This is a genomic window from Serratia marcescens, from assembly GCF_006715005.1.
Taxonomy (GTDB): domain Bacteria; phylum Pseudomonadota; class Gammaproteobacteria; order Enterobacterales; family Enterobacteriaceae; genus Serratia; species Serratia montpellierensis.
Window position 1 is genome coordinate 5,366,419 of sequence record NZ_VFMJ01000001.1, and the last position, 17,194, is coordinate 5,383,612.

A 17,194-nucleotide genomic window follows, 5' to 3' on the forward strand; every position below is an offset into this window, starting at 1 on the left:
TCTATCTACTATACCGGAGGCTCCCATGGGAACTCGTTACGATACCGACGTGGTCGCCTGGGCGAATGAACAGGCGGCGTTACTGCGTGCCGGTAAACTTAGCCAACTGGATATTGAAAACATTGCCGAGGAGATTGAGGACGTGGGCAAGAGTGAAAAGCGCGAACTGGCCAGCCGGATGGCGGTTTTACTGGCTCACCTTCTGAAGTGGCAATTTCAGCCGGGGCGTCGTGGCTCAAGCTGGCAGCGAACAATAAAAGAGCAGCGTAAATCAGTACGCTTGCGTATACGCAAGACGCCAAGCCTGAAAGTCTGCCTTGCAGACGCGGAATGGCTCGAAGAGGTGTGGTCTGATGCTGTCGCCAGTGCGGCAGAAGAAACTGGCCTCGATGGTTTTCCTGAGAATTGTGTCTGGTCTTCGGTTCAGATCCTGGATGAAGACTTCTACCCAGAGCAGTAAATCGGGAAAGACAGTATGAGCGCCGACCCTTGGTTGGCGCTTTTTTTTATTTTGCAATAAAGAGTTGTTAATTGAGCCTCCCGGACGGTAACCGCACAGTGACACCTGCCAATTGTCACTGAACAGGAAATCTTCCGGATGAAAAAAACAATTCTCGTCTCTTCCCTGGCAGCACTCATGCTGACCGGGTGCGTTACTCAGCAGCCACTGCAGCAGCGCGATATTTCCCCTGTCACGCCTTCGGTTACCGTTACCCGCAACGTTCAGCCGGTCAGCCCGGATGCTTACGGGCAGGTGCCGGAGGTCGTGCGCTATGACCGTTATTTACTGGTCAGCACTGACCCGGCGGCCGTTCAGCGCGATCCGCTCTCGCAAATCATCGATATCCGTATTCCAGCGTCAGTAAAACCGACGGTGGCTGACGCGTTGCGTTATGCGCTGCGCCAGTCGGGCTATTCACTGTGCGCGACTGGACCGGCAAACGGCGTGCTGTACCGCCAGGCGCTGCCGGCGGTGCAGTACCAACTGGGGCCGATGCGTTTGCGTACCGCGCTGCAGGTACTGGCAGGCCCCGCGTGGCAGCTCGAGGTAGACGACGTGCAACGTGTTGTCTGCCACAGCCTGCGTGACGGGTATCAGTTGCCGGCGACACAGTTGCCGCCGGTGACGGTGGTTCCGGCCAGGGCGGTTTCAGCACCGGTTTCAGCGCATCCTGCTGCGACGGTCATTGCACCTCAGCCCGTTAACGCGGTACCGACAACCGGCGGGTGGCTGAAAAAATGACTGAGCATAATGACGAAATGGTGCCGATGACACCGGCAAAAAAAGGGTTGCTACGCAGCAAGACCTTCTGGGGGGCAACGGCCGGCGTCGTCTTTGTCCTGGTTGCAGGCCTTGTCGGCTCAGGGACTATCAGGCATGTCGACCAGCGTATTGCCCTGATTGAGCAGGCACAGAAAGCATTGGCGCCGCAGGATGGCATGAGCTCTATGGCCGCTGAGCTGCAGGCGCATGCTAAACAGCTTAAGAGCCTGGCTGAGCGTCAGGACTTGCTCATACGGCAGGTTGGGACGCTGACGTTAACCACCGGGCTACCGGAGAAACTTGAGCAGCAACTGCAGGCTCAACAGGTTGAGTTAAATGCGCTGAAAGACAGCATTGAGTCTGTGAAAAAGTCAGCGACTGAAAAGCCTGTACCGACTGTAGCCCCCTCAACGGACGTCCCCGCTGCACCTTCAGCGACCGCCAAAATCACCCCAAAGCACAAGCCCACGCCAATTAAACCCTCCCCGCGTAATGCGGTACCTCGTGTGGCGCGCAAGGCACCATTCGTGCTGACTGAGGTGGAGCAGCGCGGGACGTCGGCCTTTGCGGCTGTGGCGCCGCAGGGGTTCAGCGATTTGTCGCAGGTGCGGTTAATCGGGGAAGGGGAGTCAGTCGACGGCTGGACCCTGGTCCGTGCCGGCTACGGGCAGGCGACGTTTCGTGTGAACGGCCGCCTGCAGACCGTCAGCGCCCAATAAGGAGAGCGTGATGAAACTGAAATACAGCGTAATTTCCCTGATGCTGCTGAGCCCGTTATCACAGGCGGCGCAGCAGACGACGATTGAGAACAGCCAGTCTACTCTGAGTGAGATTCAGCAGAGCCAGGCGAACAAGACGGCGCAGCAGGGCAGGCAGTGGGGCCTCAGTGGGGAAGAGTACCAGCGTTATCAGCAGTTGATGGATGGCCCTCGCGGGACGCAGTCTCCGGGGCTTGATCCGCTAACTGCCCTTGGCATCGAAGCACAGAGCGATGCCGAGCGTAAAAAGTACGCGCAGCTGTGGGTAAAGCAGGAGTTCGCCCGCACCGAGAAAGAACTCAGGTTCCAGCGTGAGGTGGATGCGGCCTGGCAGCGCCTTGGTGTGTTGCCGGTGAACATGGGGAATGCGGCCGGTATCGCACATGACACCGGCGGGCGATTGGCGCTGTTCGTGAAAGCGAAGGACTGCGGGCAGTGCGATGCACGCCTGGCGGCGGTGCTGGCAGATAACCGGCCGGTCGACATTTACCTGGTTGACAGCAAGGGTAATGACAGTCTGCTGCGCGAGTGGGCTCGGGCGCATCACATTCCCGTCGACAAGGTGCGCGCACGTCAAATTACGCTCAATCATGATGGTGGCCGCTGGATGAAATTCGGCAACGGCCTGATGCCGGTGGTGCTGCAACAAGGGGAGAACGGATGGACACTCGCCGCATTCTGACCCGGGGGCTGTTGCCCCTGCTTGCCCTCCTCACCGTTGTGAGCGGTGGTGTCGTTCATGCTGCTACCCAACAGGTGCCTTCCGGTTACCGGGAGGTGGCGCTGCGTCACGGGGTGCCGCCGGAGTCCCTGTATTCGGTGGCGCTTGCAGAGACATCGATGGCGCCGAAAAGCATCATCTTGGTGACCCGCGGGGCCGGCCCGGCCCCGGATGTGGAACGTCCCTGGCCCTGGACCATTAACGTGGCCGGCAAAGGGTATCGTTACGCCAGCCGCCTGCAAGCCTGGGAAGCACTGCAGCGTTTTTTGAAAACACATCCTCGCAAGCGCATCGATGTCGGGATTGCCCAGGTCAATCTGGGCTGGAACGGCCATCACTTCACGTCGACCTGGGAGGCGTTTGACCCTTACACCAACCTCAACGCGGCAGCGGCCATCCTGCGAGAATGCTATGACCGCAACCCTGGGAGCTGGCTGGTTGCCGCCGGGTGTTATCACCATCCCGCCGGCGGAGCGCCTGCAGCCCGGTATAAATCCATTGTGAGCGGCAAGCTGGCACGCCTGAACGGTAGTGGTTCCGCCCCGCTCCGGGTGACCAGTACAACCCCCACGGCTACGGTGTTACCGGCACAAACGGTGGCGCTGACCTGGATTGAACCACGGAACCCATAATCATGAAAAAAATGAATTTTCTGCTGTTCGGCCTGAGTCTGGTGACCACCACGGCATTGGCCAACCTGAATGTCATCGCTGATATCGGTGGCGATGACGTATCACCTTATTTTGAGGGGATTAATCGGCAGGGTGACGCGGCAGCGCCGCCGGTCATGCCGCAAGCCCCTGTATCTGCTGATGAAGTTGAAGTGGCCGTATTGCCGGTGACGACACCGGAACTGACCCCGGGTGTGGTAGCGGCGCGCCCGCTGCAACTGCCCGGGATTGGTGCGCTGTTTATTGTGGGTGATGACGATGCCAGCCGACTCTGGCTGCAGGCGAATGCGGAACAACTCAAATCCCGGCATGCTGCGGGCCTCGTCGTTAACGTCAGCAACCTGCCTGCCCTGCAGGCGCTGCGTGAGCTGGCACCGGGGGTGCCGATGGCGCCGGCCTCCGGCAGTGAGTTGGCGCGCCGGCTGCAGCTGTCGAATTACCCGGTACTCATCACTGATATCGGTTTGTTCCAGCAGGTCACACCATGATATCGGCGCAACACATCACTGCAGTATTGATGGTGAACCCTGTGCTGACGGTTGTGCTGATTGTGTTGTTTGTTGCTGTTATGGTGGGGTTGAACTGCCGTGGCCGGGAGACAGCCAGCCGTCGGCGCCACCGCCGATATCAGGCGACGGCCACGCGGGTACTGGCGCGCTTACCGCTGCTGGGTGGTGATGGTCAGCGTCTGGCCTATCTGCGCAAAATCAATCCCTATGTTTTCGAAGAGCTGTTGCTCCTGGCGTTTGAGCGCCAGGGCTATGCCGTTATCCGCAATACCTCCTACAGCGGCGACGGCGGCCTGGACGGTCAGGTCATTATCGAAGGCAAGACCTACCTCATCCAGGCTAAACGTTACGGCCGGACGATCACACCGTCCCATATCACGCGTTTTGGTGCGTTGCTTAGACATCACCATTGCGACGGTTTTTTCATTCATACCGGCCGTACCGGTCAACTGAGCCGGGTTTTGTTGCAGAACCATCCCCACGTCCACCTGGTCAGCGGCCAAAAGCTGCTGGCGTTGCTTGCGGGCAATGCGGAGTGGACGTCTTTTTTATCCGGAAATACGGTAACCAAACGGAGTATATCCCATGTCTCTGAAGGGAGAGTGCCATGAACGACAAGCCTTTTATTGAGCGCGTGTCAGCGAATAAGCCGGCCTGGGCCGATACGCAGATTGAGCCCTGGAGTCGGGTTGGGTACCGGCAGGCCGAAGATTTTATCACCCGTCATTACTGGACTGATCGGGGGAGCCTTAATGTGTTCCGTATCGTGGGCACCGACCATCCGCAGTATGCCGGGATGAGCTGGCTTGACCTGTTGCACCGGGGCAAACGCATGGATATCAACATCCCGCTTATTGAAAGCAACCCGGATTATTACACCGAAGCCACACAACCCCATAACGGAATGAGTTTTGTCAGCCTGGACGGACTGGACTGGTATGTTAGCGCGGATGGCAATCACCGCAGCTGCCTGGCGCGTTTTTATTTCCATCTGCTGGGGTATGGCGTGACGCAACTACACAATGTCTCTCTGAGCCAGTATCAGGTCGACCACGCCTTTATGACAGCGTGTGAGGCCCTGTCAGCGATGGTGTCGGTATTGCGGTCGCGGGGCGTGTATCTGGCACTGTCAGCACGCCGGGTGTCGGTTTCCCGTGATGATACTCCCGGCTGGAAAGTGGATACCTGGCATACCGATGTTACGGTGACGCTGGATGATACGACCGGTAATGACGGGGAGCAGCGGTTTGTCCTGCATCAGGCCGGGGACGCTGAGCAGTTACGTCGCCAGCTTGAAATCCGGTACCTCGAACCGGGTGCCACATCGAAGACAGTTTCCTGGTGGAAGCGCCTGTTTGCGCCAGGCAAGGAGGGGGCATGAGTAACCGTCATGTGATGGAAGCGCTGCTGCGCCCGGCGGTAGAATTGAATACCGCGATCGTTGCCGGCGCTGCCGCGGTGATTTGTTTCGTTGCTCCCTGGTCTGTTGCACTGGCGCCGTCGGTGAGTTATGTCACTGCCGGCGGGTTTGCGGTGCTGTCCGCGGTACGAGCACGGCAGGGCCTGCGGGTGGTCCGTTATCGCCGTAATCTGCGTCGGTTACCGCGCTATGTCATGACAAGCGCACAGATCCCGGTTAGCCGGCAGCGGCTGTTCCTGGGGCGGGGTTTCCGTTGGCAGCAAAAGCACACCCAGCGCCTGATGGATACCCGTCGGCCGGAAGTGGAAAAATATGTTCAGCCGCCAAAAATGTACCAGGTGGCGCGCCGACTGGAGCTTAAAACCGAATATACCCTGCCGTGGTTGTCCCAGCTGCTGCGCAAGGATTCTCCACTCAATCCGGTGCGGCCGCTGCCACCGGTCGGGGGGAACCCGGCGATCCATGGTATTGAACCCGATGAGCTCGATGTATCGATGGCACTGGGCGAACGCGTAGGGCATAGCCTGGTGTTGGGCACTACCCGTGTCGGTAAGACCCGCTTGGCGGAACTGCTGATCACCCAGGATATTCGCCGCGGTGACATCACCATTGTGTTTGATCCAAAAGGCGATGCGGATTTGCTTCGCCGGGTCTGGGCTGAAGCGCACCGAGCCGGCCGCGGAGATGAGCTGTTCATCTTCCATCTGGGCTGGCCGGATATCTCGGCACGCTATAACGCCGTCGGGCGCTTTGAACGCGTGTCGGAGGTGGCCGGGCGTATTTCCGGGCAACTGAGCGGAGAGGGCAACAGTGCGGCGTTCCGTGAGTTTGCCTGGCGATTCGTCAATATTGTGGCGCGTGCCTTGGTTGCGCTGGGGCAGCGACCTGACTATCAGTTGATCACCCGTTACGTGAACAACATCAGTGAGCTGTACGAGACCTACGCGAAGAAAGTGATTGAAGCGCGTATGCCGGCGCTGCAGCAACAAATCGACAACAGCCTGCAGGTGCTGACGGAGGACGATGTGCCGCGCAATATGCAGGGCCAGCCGAACGCGATAAAAATCATGGCGGTGGAAATGGCGCTGAGTTCCGAGGCCGGCAAGCAGCTGTATGACCCCATTCTTGATGGCCTGCGCTCAGCCGTCCGTTATGATCGTACTTACTTCGATAAAATTGTGGCGTCCCTGTTGCCACTGCTGGAAAAACTCACTACCGGCAAGACCGCCGAGCTCCTGGCGCCGAACTATATGGATATGATTGACCCGCGGCCCATTTTTGACTGGGAGCAGGTCATCCGCAAGCGCGGCATTGTTTACGTCGGGCTGGATGCCTTGTCGGACGGGGTGGTCGCCTCTGCCGTCGGCAACAGCATGTTTGCCGATCTGGTGTCCGTGGCCGGTCATATCTATAAACACGGCATGCATGGCGGGTTGCCGACCCGGGCAGACGGCAAACTGCCGATCAACCTGCACTGTGACGAGTTCAACGAACTGATGGGGGACGAATTTATCCCGCTTATCAACAAAGGAGGCGGGGCCGGTATGCAGGTGACGGCCTACACGCAAACCGAGTCGGATATCGAGGCGCGCATCGGCAGTACCGCCAAGGCGGCTCAGGTGACGGGTAACTTCAATACCCTGATCATGCTTCGTGTGCGTGAGAACCGGACCGCACAGTTGCTCACCACACAGTTGCCGGAAGTGGATATCTACACCAAAACCCTGGTATCAGGGCATGCCGATACGGCCGATGTGGAGAAGGGACAGGATTTTACCTCCAATACCCAGGACCGTGTCGGGACTGTGAAAGCCCCACTGCTTGCCCCGGCGGATGTGATTAACCTCCCGAAAGGACAGGCGTTCGCGTTGCTGGAAGGCGGTCAACTGTGGAAAATTCGGATGCCACTACCCAGCGGCGACAGGGATGATGCGCTTATGCCGGCCAACCTGCAAAAGATTGCCGAGGAGATGCAGCGCAACTACCGCACCAGTGAGTCCTGGTGGTCAGCCAGCACGGTAATGCCGGATATTGCTATCCAAGGGGGGCTGAATGTCGCAAGCGGTGAATAATCAGCCTCAGCAGCCCGTACAACCCCGTAAGCATGGGCTGTTTTACAATGTGTTGTGGGGCTGGCCCTGGATGCTGATCGGGATGTTCCTGGCTTCGCTGCTGGTGAGCCTGGTGATCGAATATGTCGGGATGGCATTCTTCTGGCCAGAGCTTGGCGCGTCGCACAGTGAAGCGGTGATGAACACCGAGTTGGGATACCTGTCTTCTGAGTTTACACGCAGCCTGCTGTTGTCTGAACCGTCAGTGACCGTCACCCGCTGGATTATGATGGCGTATCAATGGACCTTCGTGGACAGCGGCTTTTTGGACTGGATTAAGCAGGCGTATGACACGCAGGTACACAGCCAGAATGCGGTTGCCAGAGAGCTGAATAGCTGGAGTGGTTGGCTGGCTACCACGCTTAAAGAGTACCTGATGGCGACGGTGTACGTTACCGTGATCACCCTGGTACGTGTGACCATTTTAGTGCTGTCCATCCCACTGTTTATCCTGGTGGTCCTGGTTGCGCTGACCGAGGGGTTGGGGCGGCGTGATATTCGGCGCTACGGTGCCGGCTATGAGTCGAGCTTTGTGTACCACCACGCCAAGCGAATGGTGAAACCGGCGGTGTATATCCCCTGCATGCTTTATCTATCCTGGCCAACAGCGGTATACCCCAATCTGCTGTTGTTGCCGGCCGCTATCCTGCTCGGCATTGCGGTGACAGTGACGACAGCGTCGTTTAAGAAATATTTGTAGGTGCCTGAAATCCAGGCTGGACGGCGGCGTACAAAACTGGCTTTTGTGCGCTGCCGTCAGCAGACAAGCCGCTGTGCGGCGCGGCAGTATTTCTAGGCTTAAAAACCATCCAAGTTTCATAACGAGTTACGTGCTGCCGTTCTTGCTCAAACCATTTATTGTCTTCTGAATGTCCCCTAAATATTTTTGTTGCTCTGCGATTTAATCGAAAACGAGGTGTTGAATGAATCTGTATATTTGCGCTGTTATTGCTCTTGAGGCTGTTATTCTAGCCACACTGCTTAAACCTATTTTAGAGAAAGCCCCTCCGGAAAACCTTGTTCAACGTTGGTTACGTGTCCTGCAAGTATTTGCGATCTTGTGTATTGGGGGATCTATGTTCCTGTTCAGTGTCGTGATGCATTTATGAGGTCGGGCTGATTCTGATACTGGTATTACTGCCGTTGGTGTTACCAACGGTGCAAAACTGATACCCCCTTCTCTTGTTGCTGTTGATGTACAACAATAGTGTCTGCAGACCGCTTATTTAGCTTCATGCGCTTCCCCTGGCTAAAAATTATCAAAATTCCATAAAGAGTTATCCGCTGACCTCCCGCCCCATCTGTCGCACCCTGAGAGCACCCTAAATCATCAAGGAGTGCTTGTGTATGCCTATCCCCGTTGTTCGTGGTCTCGGCGCCGGCTGTGTGCTGGGGCTGACTTTGCTGACCGCACTGCCTGCCTTTGCTGCTGAAAAAGATGAGCTGGCTTCTGCCCAGCGCATGCTGATCCAGGTGCAGGAAGCGCTTGAACGTGCGCGTGTTGCCGCCGTTCAGGCTGACCCGTCGGAGCGCGGTCGTTTCTTCTTCGACTATGCCCGCGCTACCGCCGATCTCAAGACCATCAATGCCGGCATTGACCGTTACCTGGAACCCTCGCGCGCACAACCACGAGATGGCAGTGCGGTGGCCGGCAATTACCGTCGGGAGCGCCCCTGATGGCCATGACCGATGCGCAGGAGCAGGCCTTCAAGGCGGCCAGCGGCGGTGTTGAAGTCAATATCCTGTCGCTGATTTGCATCGGCGGGTTGCTCGCGGTGCTGTTTGTCTGGGCAGCCTGGGCGCTGACCGATATCTGGAAGGGGTGGAGCAACGAAAAGCTTCGAAACGCAGCGATGGTGCAGTTTGCCGTCAGGCTCGTGTTGTTGCTGCTCGTTGTTACCTGGATGTTTGCCAGCTGACCCCGGTGAGACGCTGGACCGTTTTTCACGTTATTAATTTCACTCTGCAAAAAGGAATGCTTTATGAATGCTGTATCTCGTTTCTTCCGTCATTTTTCTGCGCGTGTCGCGGTAGCGACTTCTCTGGCTTATGCCGCCAGTCAACCGGCGCAGGCTGCACTGCCGAGCGTTGAGCCGCCGTCTTCCGGTGGTGGCGGTGGACTGATGGATACCCTCAAAGGTTACATTCAGGACGGTATCGTCATCCTGGGGCTGGTCGCTGCCGCCGTGGCGTTTCTTGTGGTAGCAAACTCTGCAATCTCCACCTTCCATGAGGTGCGCGAAGGTAAATCCAACTGGGGTAAGTTCGGCGCCATTATCGTGGTCGGTATTGTGCTGCTGGTTGCGGTTATCTGGCTGGTCGGCAAGTCCGCCGAAATCCTGTTCTAAGGTTATCCGCCATGCAGACTATCCGATTCTTACCTGACCGTCTTAACGCCGAGCCTGTCGTCTTCCGGGGGTTTACCACCCCGGAGATGGGACTGGCGGCGTTGGCGGGCGTGGGACTGGGTCTGCTCGTGTCGTTGCCGTTTCTTCCTCTTGCCGGTTGGGTCGTGATACCCACCGGCATGCTGGTGACGCCGCTTCTCGTCATCTGGTTTGGAGGCAGCCGGCTGACGCGCCTTAAGCGCGGTAAACCGGAGAATTATATCTGGCAGCGCCTCGAGGCGCGTAAACGTCGCATGGGGTGGGGGGATCCCACCCTGATTATCGACAAACAGGGCTGGTCGTTGCGTCGCAGCCGCGTTGTTAAGAGGTCCAAATGAGCCGTTTCAGACATGCGGTTAAAAACCGCGATCAGCATATTCTCACGTTGCGTGTTGCCTGTGGCGTGCTGGTCGTTTTCCTTCTGGTAGCCAGCATCGGCTGGATGCGGGCGCCGGCTAACCTGACTATCCATAATCCCCCCGACCTGCGCAGCGGCTCTACCCGTGCCTGGTGGGAGGTGCCACCGTCCACGGTCTATAGCTTCGGTTTTTATATCTTCCAGCAACTCAATGCCTGGCCAAAGAACGGTGATGTCGATTACCCGGCCAAAATTGCCGCGCTGTCTCCTTATCTGACGGATTCCTGCGCACGTTTCCTGAAGGCAGACGCCAAAAAGCGTAGCGAAAGTGGCGAGCTCGCCGGCAGAACGCGCGTGGTGTTCGAAATCCCTGAGCATGGCTACAACGGTCGCTATAACCAGAGTCCGGTGACGGTCAAAGGCCGTGATAACTGGGTGGTGCGCCTGGATTTGGTGGCGGACGAGTCTTTCGCCGGTGAACCGGTGAAACGCGCACTGACACGTTACCCGCTCAAAGTGGTGCGCGCAGAAGGGGATCCGGAACGTAATGAGTTTGGTCTGGCACTGGATTGTTACGACAGCATGCCACAGCGTCTGGCTGCGGCGCCGGCGGAACCCGCGCCTGAGAAAAAAGGAGTATTCCAATGATGAAAGCACGTGTTCTGGCGCTTTCCCTGAGTGTACTTCCCCTGGCGGCGACGTTCACCGTGCCGGTTACCCAGGCGGAAGAGCTGATGAAATGGGAGCGTATCCCGTTGCAAGTTCCGCTGGCCGTCGGCAAGGAGCGCGTGCTGTTTGCCGATAAAAATGTCCGCGTCGGATTCCCGCCGGCGCTGAACGGCAAGCTGCGGGTACAAAGCAGCGGCGGTGCGGTTTACCTGAAAGCCGATGCGGCTTTCCCGCCAACGCGTTTGCAGCTGCAGGACGTGGAAAACGGGGAGGTCATTCTCCTTGATGTGACGGCATCGGACAAAGGCTCGGCCGAACCGGTGCGCATTGTCTACAGCGGTGACGTGACATCGGTCAGCAGCAGTAATGACACGTCTGCTGCTTCAGGGGGAAACAACGCGGCTCCCGGGGCGGATAACGGCACCCAGGCGAAGCGTAAAAAAGTCAAATACAACGCGCCGCTGCCGGTCGTCCTGACACGGTACGCAGCACAAAGCCTGTACGGCCCGATGCGCACGGTTGAAGCGGTGCCAGGCATTCATCCGGTCAACCCGCACTTGCCGAAACGTATCACCACACTGTACCCGTCAGAGCCGGTGACCATCACGCCGCTGGGCGGCTGGGGTATTGGCAGTCGCAACGTGGTGGCGCTGAAAGTGCAGAACACCGCCAGCCGCAAAATCACGCTCGATCCCCGGGTACTGCAGGGGCAGTTTGTGACGGCGACGTTCCAGCACCGCTATCTCGGCCCGGTGGGGACCCCGGAAGACACCACAACGCTGTATCTGGTCACGTCCGGTCGCCCGGACGGGGCGTTTATCGCGGAGCCGTCGGTGGTTCGCAAGGCCGTAAAAGCGGTGAAGAAGGGGGCTAATCATGGCTGAGGTGAAATCCAACATGCTGCCGAAAGTGATTGTGTTCGGCGTGCTGGCTGCATCCATTGTCGTCGGGCTCAAAGCCTGCAGCGGCGGTAAAACGCAGGAGGAGACTCAGCAGGCGCATAACGTTCTGGCCAGCATGTCGCCGGAAGAGCTGCGGGCGCTGGGCGTGGAGGGGGATACCCCGGAAGATACCCTGCGTACCCTGGTGGGCACCCTGCGTACTACCCGAACCCAGCAGGCCGAGTTGCAAAGCAACATCGACAAGGTGTTGAAAGAAAACGAAGCGCTGCGCAAGCGTAATACCAATGTGTCCGGCCAGGTCAATGAGGCCGTGGCCGGCTTTCAGAAGCAGGCCGAGCAGCGCCAGCAGCAGCTCCAGCAGGAGCAGCAGACGCTGATGGGGAAAATTCAGACGCTGACCGAGCAGTTGGCCGGAAATAAAGACAAGGCGAAGAATGACAGTGATATCCCGCTCGGTCTGGGGCTGGATGGCATGGGCGCGAGCGAAGGTGGCGCCGCCCCTGGCCAGGATGACTTGATGTGGGTCGGGCCAAAGGACATGAAAGAACCCGACCCGCGTAATCCGAACAGCGCCAAAGACGGCCCGCAGTTCCCGACGTCGTTCCTGTCGGACAATGCCATCACACGCCAAAAAGCTGCCTATGAGCAGCAGGTGAAAGGGCATACCAATGAAAAAGGGGCGGAGGAGAGCGCCGAGCCGGTGTTTACCCTGCCCGAGAACTCCACCCTGGTGGGCAGTAGGTCCATGACGGCGCTGCTGGGCCGCGTGCCGATCAACGGCACGGTGACCGACCCCTACCCATTTAAGCTGATGATTGGCAAAGACAACCTGACGGCGAACGGCATCGAGCTGCCGGACGTGGAAGGGGCGATTGTCTCCGGGACGGCCAGCGGCGACTGGACGTTGTCGTGCGTGCGTGGCCAGGTCAACAGCATCACCTTCGTGTTTGCGGACGGGACGGTACGCACCTTGCCGCATCCTGACACCAATATGAAGGCCAATAGCAACAACAATAGCGGTAACAATGGCAAAGACGTCAGCACCACCGCCGGCATTGGCTGGATCTCTGATGATAACGGCATCCCGTGCATCGGTGGAGAGCGTAAGTCCAATGCCTCGACCTACCTGCCGACTATCGCCGCCTTGTCGGCCGCCAGCGCCGCCGGGGAAGGGATCAGCCAGGGGCAATACACCACGCAAAACAATGTGAATGGCATCACCTCGACCATGACCGGTAATGCCGGCCAGGCCGTGCTGGGCAAGGCGCTGTCAGGCGGGATGAAAGAGACCGCCGATTGGGTGCGTGAGCGCTACGGCATGATGTTCGACGCCGTGTACGTTCCCCCGGGCCAGAAACTGGCCGTGCACATTACCCGCCAGCTGGCGATCGACTTTGAGACCAAAGGGCGCAAGGTGCGTTACGACTTCAGCCTGCCTGGCGAAGACGGTAGCACCGGCGGACTGGATTAACACGTCATTCAGAGGAGGAGAAGCATGCTGTGGCGTCAATGTGAAAAGATGAGTCGCCCACAGAGTTGGGCGCTGGTCTTGCTGTCCTGCAGCGCGTTTTGGTTAGGTGTGCTGCTCCTGCTGTGTTTGCTTATAAGAGAATGATAATCATGCGGAAAAATCTGTTTAACCGGGTCCTAGCGACCGCTGTCATTGTCAGCGCCATGGCGTTGGCCGGCTGTTCGACGTCGAAAGAGGAAATGCTGCCACCGGGCGACAGCTCGATGCTGGAATTGTGGCAGGGTGAAGACGGTGGCGGTACAGCGCGTAATGCGGTGGCGGCGCGCGACAGCCTGCGCCGGCCGCTCACCGAGAACGAAAGCCAGGCAACAGCCGCAAGCGATCGCAGCTACAGCCGCACGCAGGAAAGCGAAATCAGCCAGCAGTTCCCACGGTTGCCGAATCCCGACCTGGTGATGTATGTGTATCCGCACCTGGCGGATGGCAACGCGCCGGTGCCGGGCTACAGCACCGTGTTCCCGTTCTACAGTCAGGTGCAGTATGCGATGCCGGGTGAACGGACGGAGGCCTACTGATGCGATTTTCCCTGTTTGATAAAAAGCGCCTGACGCGCAAGAAGCCGGCAGTGCCGGCAACGGATGTCCAGGACACGGTGATCGCCACCGAGGACGGCGTGCCATTGTCCGTCGACGGCCGTGAGCCATTACGGCGCCAGGGCAAGATGACGGTAAAGGAGGAGCAGCAGGTGTATCACGCCAATCCGTCCATCGTTGATTACCTGCCCTGGGCGGAATTTCTCGACCGCGAGCAGTGTATCCTGCTCGATGACGGGGTGTCCGTCGGGGCCGTTTTTGATATCACACCGGTGGCCACCGAGGGACGCACAGACGATCGCCTGGAGCAGATGCGCGACACGGTGGAGGATGCCCTGCAGGACTCGTTTGACGAACATGATGAAAACCCCTGGGTCGTGCAGTTCTTTTGCCAGGACGAGAACAACGTCGATGCGTACCTTGACCGGCTAAAAGGGTATATCAAGCCGCATGCGCAGGGTTCTCAGTTGTCTGAGTCATGGCTGAAAGAAACCGAGCGCCATCTGCGCGGTATTGCCCGTCCGGAAGGCCTGTTCAAGGACACACTGATCACCGATCAGCCATGGCGTGGGCAGCAACGCCGGACCCGCATGGTGGTGTACCGCTGGATTGGCAAGGGCAACACCGACCCAATGCCGCCTATCGCCATGCTGAATCAGACCTGTGAGCGCGTGACGGGGGCGCTGAACGGGGCAGGTGTGGTGTGTGTGCGGCAAAATGGCGGCCAGGTTCACGACTGGCTGCTGCGTCATTTTAACCCCAGCCCGGAGTGGGTGGATAAAGGGGTTCTGTACCGTGACGCCGCCTATTTTGACAGCCGTGATACGCCGGAAGGCGCAATGCCGGTGCAGAATGATTTTGCCGAAACCCTGCTGTTCACCCCGCCCGTGTCCGATCCGGACCAGGGGGTGTGGTGGTTCGATAATCAGGCGCATTGCGCGATCCCGGTCGAGAAGTTGCGCCGCCCGCCAGAGCCCGGCACCATCACCGGAGAGATGAAGCGTGGCGAGAAAAAAATCAACGCGCTGATGGATATGTTTCCGGAAGGGACGATGCTGTGCATGACCATCGTGGTGCAGCCGCAGGACACGCTGGAAAACGATTTTAACAAGCTGTCGAAAAATGCCGTCGGCGAAAATACCGAATCCGGGCGAGTACGTCAGGACGTGGCACAGGTCAAGGAATACCTGGGTAATCGTCACAAGCTGTACCGTGCCGGCATCACCTTCTTGTTGCGTGCCGGCGACCTGACCACGCTCAATCACAAGCGTGTCGAGCTCACCAACGTGTTGCTTGGTGCCGGCCTGCAGCCGGTTCGCCCGGAATTTGATGTGGCGCCGCTCAATACCTACCTGCGCGCGCTGCCGATGTGCTTTAACCCGGAGACCGACAAGAAACACTGGTACACCCGTCTGACCTGGGTACAGCATCTGGCCGGCCTGCTACCGGTTACCGGTCGTGAAACGGGAACGGGCAATCCAGGCCTGAGTTTTTTCAACCGCGGGGGCGATATTCTGACGGTTGATCCGCTTAACAAACATGACCGCAGCCAGAATGCGCATATGCTGTATTTTGGTCCGACCGGCGCGGGGAAATCGGCGACGTTGTGTGCCACGCTGACGCAAACCATGGCGGTTCATCGCCCACGTCTGTTCGTTGCCGAGGCGGGGAACTCGTTTGGGCTGCTGGCTGATTACTTTGAAAGCCAGGGGCTGACGGTCAATAAAGTCAGCATCAAACCGGGCAGTGGCGTGTCTTTGCCGCCGTTCTCTTTCGCGCATAAGCTTATCGAGGAACTGAGCTCATTGGAGCTGGATGAAAGTGAGCTGCGTGATATCGATGCGGATGACGACGATGAGGATAAACGCGATTACCTGGGGGAAATGGAGATCTCGGCGCGCATGATGGTCACCGGCGGTGACCAGAAGGAAGAAGCGGAGTTAAAACGGGCTGACCGGGCAATGATCCGTGAAGCCTTGCTGATGGCGGCGAAGAGCGCCTATGACGAGCAGCGCCAGATGCTACCGTCTGATTTGCAGAACGCCTTGTACGCTATTTCCAACGACACCGCCAACGAAAAGCGCAATCCACAGCGTCGGGCGAAAGCGGCCGAAATGGCCGAAGCGCTGGGCATGTTTACCCAGGCCGGCAGCTTCGAAGCAGAGCTGTTTAACCGCGAAGGTAGCCTGTGGCCAGAGGCGGATGTGACCCTGATTGACCTGGGGCATCTGGCGCGTGAGGGGTATGAGGCGCAGATGGCGCTGACGATGGTAAGCCTGACCAATACCATCAACAACATTGCCGAACGAGACCAGTACTCGGAACGGGATATCGTGTTCGCGGTGGATGAGGCGCACATTGTGACGGTGAACCCGCTACTGGCACCGTACATGACCAAAATCGTCAAGATGTGGCGTAAGCTCGGGGCCTGGCTGTGGCTGGCAACACAGAACCTGAAAGACTTCCCGGACATTGCCGAGAAGATGCTGAACATGGCGGAGTGGTGGGTCTGTCTGACCATGCCGCCGGAGGAGGTCAACGACATTGCCCGCTTCAAGGCGCTGACCGAGGAGCAAAAGGCGGTGCTGCTGTCAGCCAGCAAACTCTCCGGCTGTTATACCGAAGGTGTGGTGCTGTCGAAAAAACTCGAGGCGCTGTTCCGTGCAGTACCGCCGAGCCTGTACCTGGCGCTGGGGATGACGGAGAAAGAAGAGAAGGCCGAGCGCCGCGCGCTGATGCAGGAATTTGGCTGCAGCGAGCTCGAGGCGGCGCGCAGGGTAGCGCAAAAGCTTGACCGTCTGCGCGGCCTGGCGGCTAACGGGGAGGCAGCGGTAGCATGATGACCCTGAAATACCCGGAACCGGTTGTTCGACCGCATGGCCAGGTCTGTCGTGAACCGTCGTTGTTTACCCTCCCTCCGCAGGGCGTGGCCACCTTAAGCGAAGCAGATGCGCGGCGGCTTGAGACGTTCTGTGCGGCTATCCGCGATCGACTCCTGGGGCCGGTCCAACTTACGGCCCACCCGCATCGCATCGGGAGTCGTACCAGCGTGGCGTTGCATCTCGAGGGCCGACTGGGGCGTTGCATCGATGTTCTGATCTCGGTGACCGGCAGTACGCTGTGGCCGCAGTCGGAGGAGTACGATCACCCGCGCTGGTATGTCACCGTACCGGATGCCGCGGATGTGGTGTATCTGCTGCTCCATTTAAGCGAACTGTGCGATCGATTTAGGGTCAATTAGTTAAAACAATCCCAACAAATTTTATCAATTTCATCATGATAAAATATTTCACGAAAGAGAAAGCTCAGCATAAGTGTGGGAAAACTTATGCTGAGGGATAAACGTTTATCACATCACTA

General features: G+C 58.3%; 21 protein-coding genes. All 21 read left to right on the forward strand.

Features of this window, described 5'->3' with window-relative positions; translation table 11 throughout:
- The first annotated feature begins 25 nt into the window (after positions 1-25).
- The 21 genes from FHU12_RS25900 to FHU12_RS26000 all read left to right on the forward strand — a co-directional run bounded on the left by FHU12_RS25900 (position 26) and on the right by FHU12_RS26000 (position 17,075).
- Complete coding sequence (locus tag FHU12_RS25900) at positions 26-460, forward strand: DUF29 domain-containing protein (protein WP_084827542.1); 435 nt, start codon at positions 26-28, stop codon at positions 458-460.
- A gap of 138 nt (positions 461-598) precedes the next feature.
- Positions 599-1,243 (forward strand): PFGI-1 class ICE element type IV pilus protein PilL2, encoded by a 645-nt coding sequence (gene pilL2, locus FHU12_RS25905; RefSeq protein ID WP_141972618.1) that lies wholly within the window; start codon positions 599-601, stop codon positions 1,241-1,243.
- Positions 1,240-1,983: a hypothetical protein gene (locus FHU12_RS25910; protein ID WP_141972620.1), complete on the forward strand. Its 744-nt coding sequence runs from the start codon at positions 1,240-1,242 to the stop codon at positions 1,981-1,983. The genes pilL2 and FHU12_RS25910 overlap by 4 nt, the downstream gene beginning before the upstream one ends.
- 10 nt (positions 1,984-1,993) lie before the next feature.
- Positions 1,994-2,704, forward strand: coding sequence for a TIGR03759 family integrating conjugative element protein (locus FHU12_RS25915; protein ID WP_141972622.1), 711 nt, complete (start codon positions 1,994-1,996; stop codon positions 2,702-2,704).
- Positions 2,683-3,375 (forward strand): transglycosylase SLT domain-containing protein, encoded by a 693-nt coding sequence (locus FHU12_RS25920; protein ID WP_141972624.1) that lies wholly within the window; start codon positions 2,683-2,685, stop codon positions 3,373-3,375. The genes FHU12_RS25915 and FHU12_RS25920 overlap by 22 nt, the downstream gene beginning before the upstream one ends.
- 2 nt (positions 3,376-3,377) lie before the next feature.
- On the forward strand, positions 3,378-3,902 hold the full coding sequence (locus FHU12_RS25925; RefSeq protein WP_141972625.1) for an integrating conjugative element protein: 525 nt from the start codon (positions 3,378-3,380) through the stop codon (positions 3,900-3,902).
- Positions 3,899-4,534: a restriction endonuclease gene (locus tag FHU12_RS25930; RefSeq protein WP_141972627.1), complete on the forward strand. Its 636-nt coding sequence runs from the start codon at positions 3,899-3,901 to the stop codon at positions 4,532-4,534. The genes FHU12_RS25925 and FHU12_RS25930 overlap by 4 nt, the downstream gene beginning before the upstream one ends.
- The gene (locus FHU12_RS25935) at positions 4,531-5,304 is read left to right on the forward strand and encodes a hypothetical protein (protein WP_141972629.1); all 774 of its coding nucleotides are present in this window, start codon (positions 4,531-4,533) and stop codon (positions 5,302-5,304) included. Before FHU12_RS25930 ends, FHU12_RS25935 begins: the two co-directional genes overlap by 4 nt.
- A complete protein-coding gene (gene traD / locus FHU12_RS25940) occupies positions 5,301-7,415 on the forward strand; it encodes a type IV conjugative transfer system coupling protein TraD (RefSeq protein WP_141972632.1) in 2,115 nt (704 codons plus the stop codon). Before FHU12_RS25935 ends, traD begins: the two co-directional genes overlap by 4 nt.
- A complete protein-coding gene (locus tag FHU12_RS25945) occupies positions 7,396-8,154 on the forward strand; it encodes a TIGR03747 family integrating conjugative element membrane protein (RefSeq protein WP_049209670.1) in 759 nt (252 codons plus the stop codon). Before traD ends, FHU12_RS25945 begins: the two co-directional genes overlap by 20 nt.
- Before the next feature lie 223 nt (positions 8,155-8,377).
- A complete protein-coding gene (locus tag FHU12_RS25950) occupies positions 8,378-8,563 on the forward strand; it encodes a hypothetical protein (protein ID WP_141972634.1) in 186 nt (61 codons plus the stop codon).
- Positions 8,564-8,801: 238 nt separating this feature from the next.
- Positions 8,802-9,131, forward strand: a complete 330-nt coding sequence (locus FHU12_RS25955; RefSeq protein WP_141972635.1) for an integrative conjugative element protein, RAQPRD family — start codon at positions 8,802-8,804, stop codon at positions 9,129-9,131.
- Positions 9,131-9,373 (forward strand): TIGR03758 family integrating conjugative element protein, encoded by a 243-nt coding sequence (locus tag FHU12_RS25960; RefSeq protein ID WP_141972637.1) that lies wholly within the window; start codon positions 9,131-9,133, stop codon positions 9,371-9,373. The genes FHU12_RS25955 and FHU12_RS25960 overlap by 1 nt, the downstream gene beginning before the upstream one ends.
- A 63-nt stretch (positions 9,374-9,436) precedes the next feature.
- Entirely contained in the window at positions 9,437-9,802 is a 366-nt protein-coding gene (locus tag FHU12_RS25965) for a TIGR03745 family integrating conjugative element membrane protein (protein ID WP_141972639.1), read from the forward strand.
- Positions 9,803-9,813: 11 nt separating this feature from the next.
- Complete coding sequence (locus tag FHU12_RS25970) at positions 9,814-10,179, forward strand: TIGR03750 family conjugal transfer protein (protein WP_049209666.1); 366 nt, start codon at positions 9,814-9,816, stop codon at positions 10,177-10,179.
- A complete protein-coding gene (locus tag FHU12_RS25975; RefSeq protein ID WP_060558313.1) occupies positions 10,176-10,847 on the forward strand; it encodes a PFL_4703 family integrating conjugative element protein in 672 nt (223 codons plus the stop codon). Before FHU12_RS25970 ends, FHU12_RS25975 begins: the two co-directional genes overlap by 4 nt.
- Positions 10,844-11,752 carry a TIGR03749 family integrating conjugative element protein gene (locus tag FHU12_RS25980; RefSeq protein WP_141972641.1) on the forward strand — a complete coding sequence of 303 codons (909 nt, stop codon included), beginning with the start codon at positions 10,844-10,846 and terminating at the stop codon, positions 11,750-11,752. The genes FHU12_RS25975 and FHU12_RS25980 overlap by 4 nt, the downstream gene beginning before the upstream one ends.
- The gene (locus tag FHU12_RS25985; protein WP_141972643.1) at positions 11,745-13,241 is read left to right on the forward strand and encodes a TIGR03752 family integrating conjugative element protein; all 1,497 of its coding nucleotides are present in this window, start codon (positions 11,745-11,747) and stop codon (positions 13,239-13,241) included. Before FHU12_RS25980 ends, FHU12_RS25985 begins: the two co-directional genes overlap by 8 nt.
- A 149-nt stretch (positions 13,242-13,390) precedes the next feature.
- The gene (locus FHU12_RS25990; protein ID WP_141972645.1) at positions 13,391-13,816 is read left to right on the forward strand and encodes a TIGR03751 family conjugal transfer lipoprotein; all 426 of its coding nucleotides are present in this window, start codon (positions 13,391-13,393) and stop codon (positions 13,814-13,816) included.
- The gene (locus FHU12_RS25995; RefSeq protein WP_141972647.1) at positions 13,816-16,674 is read left to right on the forward strand and encodes a conjugative transfer ATPase; all 2,859 of its coding nucleotides are present in this window, start codon (positions 13,816-13,818) and stop codon (positions 16,672-16,674) included. Before FHU12_RS25990 ends, FHU12_RS25995 begins: the two co-directional genes overlap by 1 nt.
- The gene (locus tag FHU12_RS26000; RefSeq protein WP_141972649.1) at positions 16,671-17,075 is read left to right on the forward strand and encodes an acetyltransferase; all 405 of its coding nucleotides are present in this window, start codon (positions 16,671-16,673) and stop codon (positions 17,073-17,075) included. Before FHU12_RS25995 ends, FHU12_RS26000 begins: the two co-directional genes overlap by 4 nt.
- The last annotated feature ends 119 nt before the right edge of the window (positions 17,076-17,194 follow it).